This is a genomic window from Candidatus Goldiibacteriota bacterium (assembly GCA_016937715.1).
In the GTDB taxonomy this organism is placed as follows: Bacteria; Oederibacteriota; PGYV01; order PGYV01; family PGYV01; genus PGYV01.
The window spans coordinates 1-8272 of record JAFGWA010000121.1 but is presented as its reverse complement, the minus strand read 5'-3'; the positions used below and the strand labels follow the sequence as shown (position 1 = coordinate 8272).

Here is an 8272-nt window from a genome sequence, read left to right as displayed (position 1 = left end):
TTCAAACGGGTACTTTGAACCATTAAAGAACTCACTTGAAGCGTAAAAAGCGTCAGTTTCCATTCCCACCCAGACGCCGTTGTCAAAATTATACTTGCCGGCAATTCTTAAAATAGGCACCGGACCCACATTTTCATTTATTATTGACGTTGTACCGTCAGCAGACTTAAAACTGATAGAGGCGTTGCGCACCTGCATTGAAAGGCCGGCGCCAAGTTCATTGCCTTTATCTTTAAGAAAATACCACGTATAACTTGCCCTGTAAAAAGAAAACCCGTATCTTACAACCATGGGCGTGCCTTCAGTAAATATTACGTCATGGAAATAAATGTCTTTTTTTGCCACCGCGTCAGTTACCACGTCCAGCGGCTGATAGAGAAAAGTTACGCTGTGATTATCCCATAACCTTAATTCCGCTGTATATCTGTTGAATGGAAAAAGCACATCCTGATTGCCATCTTCCTTGTAATCAAACTGCGTACCCGACTGTCCAAACTGGATGGTGTGGGATAAAACAGATATAAAGCCTGCTTCTGCGGTTAAATTGAATTTATACCATCCCGAATCATTGCTTAAAAAATTGCCTTCCGCCATAACAGGAAAAGCCGTTGCAACAGCCACAACCAGCGCGATAAAAAACTTTTTCATGTATACCCTCCTATAATTAGACTTATATTATTACTGATTATATCAGCAAAAAATTAAAGCGCAATAACTAAAAAAAATCAAAAGGCAGGGCCGGCAAATAAAAAAAGCCGCTTACGGCTGACATTGCCGGAAGCGGCTTATAAAAACTAATAAGGTTTATTTGTTTTTCTTATTCATTCTTTTTTCTTTAAAATTATCCTTTTTCTCTTCTCTTATTTTCTTTAATATTTCTTTCTGCTCTTTTGTAAGCAGCGCGTTAATTTCCGCGGAATCACGGGCGTTCTGTTTCATTGTTTCAGCGTGTTTTTTTGCCATTTCGTCTATCATTGAATCTACCTTAGCCATATCCGGCTTTTCTTTTTCAAGTTCCGCCTTTATTGTTTCATGTACCTTTGCCATTTCCTCTCTTTTAGCGCCCCTTACAGGTTTTTTATCGGCAATTTTTTTTAGCGCTTCCATCTGGGCGGTTGAAAGGTTAAGTTCTGAAGCCTTTGAAAGCAGCATTTTGGGCCGCATTGCGCCATCCATACCCATACCCATGCCCATCTTTCCTCCCATTTCCATCCCTTTTCCCATTCTGCCGCAGTCTTTATTTTGCCCTGATGCAGCCGCGGCGAAAGCAAACAACAGAACTACAGCCAACCCTGTTACAAAAGTCTTTTTCATATTTACCTCCAAAAAGTTTTTTTAATCTCAAACATTAGACGCACCACTCCCGGTTTTAGTTTCATTACCGGCAGGAAAAGAAAAGTATAAACATTTTCAATCACGCCCAACTTATAGAAGTTGCTTTAACAAATAAAAAAGGCCCCCGAAAATCCGGGGGCCTTTTTTATACTTATAGTAAAAGTTTTATTCTATCCTGCTATGTTTTTCTTCCTGGTTGAAACAACGATAATTATTATTATAACAATAATGATAATCAGGATAATAATCCACCACGGGAAGCCGCCTTTTGTCTTGGCGTCTGCCGCTGCCTTCGCTGCTGCATCCGCATCCGCTTTTGCCTGTGCCGCCACGGCTTCTGCCGTTGCCTGCGCTGATGCCAGCTTGTCCGCCGCTTTTTTTGCCGCTGATTTCGCCTTACTGCTTACCGCCTGTGAGGCTTTCTTAACCGCCGCGGCTGTCTTTGTCGCAGCCACTTCAGCCGCTAAAGCTGTTTCAGTTGCTTTCGCGCTTGCAGCTTCAGCAAGCTCCGCAGCTGTGTTATCAACTTCCTGCTCTGTTGCCGCCGCTGCTTCCGCAGCCCTTTCTTCCTGAGCCGCCGCAGGCGTTGAATCAACAGTGGTCCCGTCAGCATTCTTCTGAGTTGTAGAACAGCCCGCAATCATAAAAACAAAAGCCAGAACAAAAACAATAAACAAATTCTTTTTCATGAATCCTCCTAATTTTTATATTAATTCCCCTTTATGTATAACTATTATACCATAGAAAAAACATTTTCCAAAAATGCAACAGTTGATTTTTTTATAGTTTTCATATATTTCTGATATTAAAAAAATTCAATCATTTTAAATGTCTTTTTTCGGATTTAACGATAAACTCATCCGCGGCATTTAATATACTGCCGGCAGCAGTCTGATAAATAAAGTGCGTGCCTTCCAGCACCTTTAACTCAGCTGCTTTGCCCAGCCTTTTTATATGTTTGTCCTGGTATTCAGTTCCGATTTTTTTATATGTATCAGACGATAATATCTTAAGCACGGGAACCTCTGCGGGAAAAACAGAAGCGTTAACCTCGTTGATATTGTCCGCCATACTTAAAGACTGGTTAATAAGAGTATCGTTAAGCGTATGAAAAACAAATGTTCTGTAATCGCTGATTTCTTTTTCAGTATAGCCGTTTTCTTTTTTGTGAAACGCGGGAATAAGCCCGTATGTAAGCCTGGTAAGCCCTGTTGCCTGCTGCATTTTTGCAATTGTAAATATAAACTTTGGCGGGTTTCCTGATACTTTTTCCCCGGTTGAAGTTGTATCCAGCATTATTATTGCGGATACTTCCCTCGGATATTTTGCCGCATAATATTCACTGTAGACCCCAGATGCGGAATGAGGCATAAGTATGTAAGGCGGTTTAAAACCGTTCATTTTAAGCGCTGTTCTTATCTCGTTCACGTAATTTTCATTTGTCCGCGCGGTATCTGTCTGCCCGCTGAATCCTGTTCCAAAATATTCCACACATACTGCCGTGTATTTTGCCGAAAGTTTTCTCATAAGGGGGCCAAAATCCGCGCTTGGCAGCGGAACCCCAAATCCGGGCAGAAGCACAATAGTCTTGCCGCCATTTCCCATGGAATAAACGTGCATTTTGCCGCCGTTAACATCCGTCATTTTTCCGTAAGGCGCTATTTTATCAAGTTCACCTGAAAAAAATAGACTGTTTACCGCAAATCCTGCCAGGTTAACAAGCACAATTACAGCCGCAATCACACCCAGAATTTTTAATACTTTTATTTTCTTTTTCACTTTTACTTCCGCCATATCATAGGCCTCCGTTTTTAACAAACGAATCTAATTCATCTTCACGCCAAACATTTTACCGCCAGTACGGCGAAAAAGAAACAGTATCGCTGTTTATTATATCAGCGTAGTTTTTTCCGTCAGCGTCAATCACGCATATATATTCGCTGCCGTATTTTTTAAATACAATTTTCTTGCCGTCAGGCGACCAGAACGGCTCTTCGGCCTTTACTTCGCACTCTATCTCTTTTAAACCTTTGCCGTCAGGTTTTACCGTCATAAGTTTTCCTTCTTTTTCAAACAGAATCAGCTTCCCGTCAGGGGACCAGCACGGCGTATCATCATTATCGCCTGTTTTTGTAACCTGTTTCTGATTTTTTCCGTCAGAATCCATTACAAACACCCTGTTTCTTTTATCTTTATGCCTTGAAAACACTATACGTTTTCCGTCAGGCGACCACTTAGGGTCTGATTCGTGATATTCGTCATCCGTTAACTGTTTAATCTGGCTGCCGTCGGAATTCATTACGTAAATATCATTTCTTTTTGTGGATTCAGCACCGATAAAAATAATCTTTTTCCCGTCAGGCGAGCAGTCAATGTGATTTTTGAACATTGTCCCGGATGTAAGCTGCTTTTTTTCCGTTCCGTCAATATTCATCACAAATATCTGGTTTATCTTTTCCTCTGTGCCGGCACCATAATCCACGTAATAAATCTTTTTTCTATCCGGCGAAATAACAGAACCTATCCCTCCGTTGGTATCCGTTAATTTTCTCTGCAGGCTTCCGTCCGGGCACATTATGTACACGTTGACCCCGCCGTCGCGCCTTGAAGTAAAAGTTATAATTCCGTTTGTTTCATATTTTTCCGCCGTCTTCTGTATAAATAAGTTTTTATTCTGCGCAGTGGCAGGCAGCGCGCACGGGTCATAATTGTCCGATTCGGAATAAAAAACCGGTTTAACAGGTTCAAAGTCATCTTTTAACCCGTGAAGCAGCCGCCAACGTGCGTCTTTTTGCGGTACGGAGAAAATTGGTATTCTGCCGCCTATAACCCACGCCGCAGAACCGTCGCGGCCGTCTTCCATATATAATGCGGTCTGTTCTTTATTATTTCCGTCAATATCCATCTTAAATACATGGGCTTTTTGTTCATACCAGTCAAAATAGTAAAGTTTTTTTCCGTCCGGGCTCCAAAACGGCTTTGTGTGGTTCTCCCCGTAGTTGGTAAGCCTTTTTCTATTTTTGCCGTCAATATCCATGACATAAATCTTATAAGTCCCGCCGTTTACAAATTCAACTCTTTTACCGTCAGGTACGGAGTATTCATCCCATTCTTCTTCTGAATAATCTTCTTCGGAATATTGTTTAATGTTTTTTTCTTCTTTATCGCTTTGAAACACTATCACTTTACCGTCAGGGGAGAGAGACGGATTAAGGTCATTATAACCGTCACCGGATATTTTCTTTTTATTTTCACCCTTTGTGTCCATTGTATAAAGCGACCACTTATCACCCTTTTTTGAAGCATAAATCAGCTGTTTCCCGTCCAGCATCCATATGGGACAAGTATTGTCAGAAGCACCGTCGGTTATCTTGCGCAGATTTGCGCCGTCTATATCCATAATATAAATGTCAGCGTTACCCGCCCTGCCTTCACCGGCCTGCTTATATCCCACCGCAAGTATTTCAGAGCCGTCAGGCGATATCTTAGGCTCGCAGAAAGCGTACCCCGGTTTATTGGTAATCCTTGTCTGCAGCGACGCGTCTTCCTGCATCAAATATATCTGCTCGCCGCCGTCACGGGCAGAGACAAAAGCAATATAACCAAGCGCTTCGGCGCCAAACGAAGGCAAAGAAAAAAAGGCGGACATAAAAACTGTAATAAGTATTTTTTTCAAAACTCCCTCCTGTAATAAAAACGTTAATAATTGATTCATTTTATCCGCGAAGCCGCAAAAAGTCAATTCACGCGGCTATAGGAGAATTTTGACGTTTTTAAAGGCGGTTTTGTTTACGAGGATGGGTAAAAATCGATGTTAAAGAAAAAACCGACATTTTCTTTTTAGACAGGACTGACCAAACCCGCTAAATTTTCACTGACGTCATTCCGCTTCTCCACCTTAAAACAGCGCGAAATATTTCTTCAAGCCTCAATACTTTTAAAAATATAATGAAATTTATTAGAAAATTTCTTTTAAATGTTTTACCTGTTCAAAATCCTTTAATTCACTAAACCAAATAATATTTTTAAGAAACTGTAATTCCACTTCAAATTCAAATTGTTTCCCATTTTTTCCTTGTTCAATTCGAAAATCAGTATACTGAGTGTTTTTTTTAGAATCCTTTCTAATACATCCGGCAAAAAAATATTTATATCTATCCTTAAGCAACTTATCAAAAGGATAAAAACTCAGCACTTTATTTATTAATACAAATGCCTTTTCGGATATCCAGAAAGCAAATGACTTGTTTATGCCATCTATTGTTTTTCCTACAACAACAAAATGATTACCATTTTCTGTATATGTTTTGATTATTTCGGGCATCCCTTCGCTATTGTCTCTCATTATTCCACCTTTAATTCATTATAAAGATTGAGTTTTCCGCCCATTGTCAGGCTTTATAAATTCAAACCTCACCGTTACACCATACTTTATTTTATCGTAAAAAACGGCAGACGTACATATATGGGATTACTGTGCCTTGCTAACATTTCTTCGCTTTTTACCTTTTTAGTTGTTATAAGCCTTTGTTCGGTTTCTATTGCGCAGTAGCTATCTTCTTTTACCTCGCACACAATCGCAGTGTGGTATTTGCCGAATATAACTATATCTCCCGGCATTATCAGCGACTTTTCCGGAAGGACCCAGCCGCTTGCTTCGGAGAATTCCCTTAGGTTCTTGACCCTTCTTGCAAAAAATGAGTTTTTCGGTTTATCCCCGTTTCTGTTAGAAAACGCACCGGGATTCATTTTATAAAATTCCCTCATTTCCTTTTCCATATATAATCCGGCTTTTTCAAGCGACAGGTTTATCACGTCTATACATACAATTTTCCCTGTCCTCCATCCTATATTAAAAAACTTGCCCATATGAAAATCATACGGTATGCCCACTAAACCATCCGCGGCTTTTAACGCATCCTCAAGATTCGCTATTCCGTCACCATCAGCGTCTGCATCCTGCATATTGGCAATCCCGTCACCGTCAACATCAGAATCATCCATATTTCGTATCCCGTCGCCATCAATATCTTCATATCGATATGCCAGCATGTTGTCTATTGAATCTTTAAACACATAATTTTTAACAGCCATAACCGCGAACAAAATCAGGGCTAAAACAATTATGCGTTTTTTATTTTTTTTAGCCCATGCCGTAATAGCTTTAGCGCCGTATGATATAGCATTCTTTATATCGTCTTTTCCCATTCCGTCTCCTTTAATAAAGAAGTATCAAACATATTCACACAAGATAATTAAGGGGTCTTTGAATCAAATTTTTCTATCATTCCTTTTCCAACCCACTTGTCATATGGCATCATTATATTTAATTTTTCAAAAAGTATCACATTCGCCACACCCATTAAAGATATTCCTATTAACACGACTTCCAGAATGAATTTATACTTCATCTTTTTCACGTATCGTATAATCAATAAAATTATAGAAACAAGAATTCCCGCCATAAATGGCATTATCACTTCAAAAGTATTAAATCCATAATGATTAGTTCGGTTTAAAACAAGGGAATAACAGTTATATAAAAGAATCATTCCTGTATTTACAGCAATCGCCAGGATAATAATTATCCTTCTCATTTCTCCCCTTTCATTCATCTAATTATTAAAACATTTTATCACCTCAACGACTAAAAACAAGGGCAAAAGTCCGGGATGATATACCAAAAATATTCCTTAATAAACCACTGTTATTAAATGAATATTTTTGGAACTTAAAACTGCAGGATTCTGTCAAATGATATGACAAATAAAATAACGGAGGGTTTTTATGAAAAAAAACATCTTATTATCAGCAGTTCTCTTTTTGTTTATCACTGTAATTTCTTTTTCCGGCTGCAACAGCCACGTATCCCCTATGGCTGTTACCGATGCTGTAAACACCCCTACACCCACCCCTAAAAGCCCGGAAACATGCAATTATTCCAGAACCGCCTTTTGGGGCACGGGCGGACGCTGCACAAGCGTTAACGATCCCGGGATATTTTTAACACCATGCGGAATGGCTATAGACAGCTCCGGGGACATATATACAACAGATATTGGGAATAACCGGATAGTTAAATACAATTCTAACGGGACTCAGCTTGCGGCCTGGGGATCAGGCGGCGCAGAATGCAGCGATCCCGGCACAGGTGACGGCCAGTTTGACAGCCCCTTTGGCATAGCAATAGACGGCAATGGTTATATATATGTACTGGATTCATATAACGGAAGGGTACAGAAATTTGATCCATCATTTAATTACATTCTTCAATGGCCGTTGGATGGCGGATATAATCACGGCATAGCCGTTGACGTATCAGGAAACGTCTATATAGTCGCTAAAGAAACAAGCATAATTCAAAAATTTGACCAATACGGAAATATTATACTTGAATGGGGCGCATACGGAAGCGGCGACGGAGAATTTATACGCCCGTCAATGATTGCAGTAAACAAATCCGGAACTTTTGTATATGTTTCCGATACCGGAAATAACAGAGTTCAGAAATTTGATCTTAACGGAAATTATCTGACCCAATGGGGTGGTTTTACGGCTCCGGACGGCATCTTCCCCTTTGATTGGCCTCCCACATGTTCTCCGTTCGGTATCACGATTGACTCTTACGGCGATGTATACGTATGTGACAGTTCAAATTTTATGATAAAAAAATATGACGAAAACGGCAATTATATAAACGGCTGGTCAACAACAATAAATGCCTGGGGCATTACTGTTGATAATAACGGCACCGTTTACGCGTCCGGATATGCCAGCCGTTTTGAAAAGTATACCTGTCAATAAATGTTAATTATATTATTAGTCATAAAAGACTTCACTATCATTAACGCAACGCGGAATTTCTCTTCGAGCCTCAACACCGTATAAAAACAAAAAGCCCTTGGATTTCTCCAAGGGCTTTTTGTTTTTATGGCGG

Annotated in this window: 9 protein-coding genes; 1 reads left to right on the top strand and 8 read right to left on the bottom strand. The window is 40.0% G+C overall.

The genetic code is table 11. From position 1 onward, the window contains the following. The 8 genes from JXR81_11660 to JXR81_11625 form a co-directional block, all read right to left on the bottom strand. On the bottom strand, positions 1–648 hold a 648-nt coding region (locus JXR81_11660), incomplete at its 3' end, for a hypothetical protein (protein MBN2755499.1). Positions 649–804: 156 nt separating this feature from the next. Next, positions 805–1314: a periplasmic heavy metal sensor gene (locus tag JXR81_11655; GenBank protein MBN2755498.1), complete on the bottom strand. Its 510-nt coding sequence runs from the start codon at positions 1312–1314 to the stop codon at positions 805–807. A gap of 191 nt (positions 1315–1505) precedes the next feature. Further along, positions 1506–2024: a hypothetical protein gene (locus tag JXR81_11650; GenBank protein MBN2755497.1), complete on the bottom strand. Its 519-nt coding sequence runs from the start codon at positions 2022–2024 to the stop codon at positions 1506–1508. Between the two features lie 130 nt (positions 2025–2154). Beyond that, entirely contained in the window at positions 2155–3129 is a 975-nt protein-coding gene (locus tag JXR81_11645) for an alpha/beta hydrolase (GenBank protein MBN2755496.1), read from the bottom strand. A 55-nt stretch (positions 3130–3184) separates the two neighbouring features. Further along, entirely contained in the window at positions 3185–5011 is a 1827-nt protein-coding gene (locus JXR81_11640; GenBank protein ID MBN2755495.1) for a PD40 domain-containing protein, read from the bottom strand. A 282-nt stretch (positions 5012–5293) separates the two neighbouring features. Next, positions 5294–5680, bottom strand: coding sequence for a hypothetical protein (locus tag JXR81_11635; protein ID MBN2755494.1), 387 nt, complete (start codon positions 5678–5680; stop codon positions 5294–5296). An 86-nt stretch (positions 5681–5766) separates the two neighbouring features. Further along, positions 5767–6543 carry a DUF1287 domain-containing protein gene (locus JXR81_11630; GenBank protein MBN2755493.1) on the bottom strand — a complete coding sequence of 259 codons (777 nt, stop codon included), beginning with the start codon at positions 6541–6543 and terminating at the stop codon, positions 5767–5769. Positions 6544–6590: 47 nt separating this feature from the next. After that, positions 6591–6932 carry a hypothetical protein gene (locus JXR81_11625; protein MBN2755492.1) on the bottom strand — a complete coding sequence of 114 codons (342 nt, stop codon included), beginning with the start codon at positions 6930–6932 and terminating at the stop codon, positions 6591–6593. A gap of 190 nt (positions 6933–7122) precedes the next feature. On the opposite strand from JXR81_11625, the gene JXR81_11620 reads away from it, so the two are divergent. Beyond that, complete coding sequence (locus JXR81_11620) at positions 7123–8139, top strand: 6-bladed beta-propeller (GenBank protein ID MBN2755491.1); 1017 nt, start codon at positions 7123–7125, stop codon at positions 8137–8139. Positions 8140–8272 lie beyond the last annotated feature (133 nt).